This window comes from Pseudomonas sp. B329 (assembly GCF_023127835.1).
In the GTDB taxonomy this organism is placed as follows: Bacteria; Pseudomonadota; Gammaproteobacteria; order Pseudomonadales; family Pseudomonadaceae; genus Aquipseudomonas; species Aquipseudomonas synxantha_A.
Map to the genome: position 1 here is coordinate 210,097 of NZ_SPKP01000058.1, position 633 is coordinate 210,729.

Below are 633 nucleotides of genomic sequence, written 5' to 3' on the forward strand. Positions count from 1 at the left end.
TAAAGTCGATGTAGTACTGACCGCCACTACCACCGTCGGCGAAGGCGGCAATATCGTCTACACCGCCAGCCTTGTGGATAAAAACGGCGCGCCGGTGACTAACATCACCAATCCGCTGACTGTCACCCTGGATAACGGTCAGACCATCACCATCGGCGTGAATCAGTCGAGCGGCACTGTTTCGGTTCTTGCTCCTGATGACGTGTACAAAGGCGATCAAACCGTCACTACTGCTATCAGCGGCGTGACCGGCGGCGAGCACTTTGAAAATCTGATTCCAGGTACCGATAAAGTCACCACGACTGTAACTGACACTCCGGGGACCGATAACACCACGACCGTGACGTTGACTGCGCCGAGTGCGGTGAACGAAGGTGGCCAGATCACCTATACCGCAACCTTGAGCAACAAGGCCGGTACCGACGTCACGTTGAAACTCGACAACGGTTCAAGCATTACCATCAAAGCGGGCGACACCGTCGGCACCGTGACCGTCCCGGCGCCGACTGATGACGTGTTTATCGATAAGAGCACGCAGACCGTTCAAATCACCGAAACCACGGGTGGCAACTTCGAAAAACTGGAAGTCGCGGGCAACGGCGCCACCACCACGATCAACGACACCATCGACAA

At 55.9% G+C, this 633-nt stretch carries 1 protein-coding gene; it reads left to right on the top strand.

The features are described from left to right. The coding region (locus E4P00_RS26000; protein ID WP_348984618.1) for an immunoglobulin-like domain-containing protein at positions 1-633 on the top strand (633 nt) is incomplete at both ends.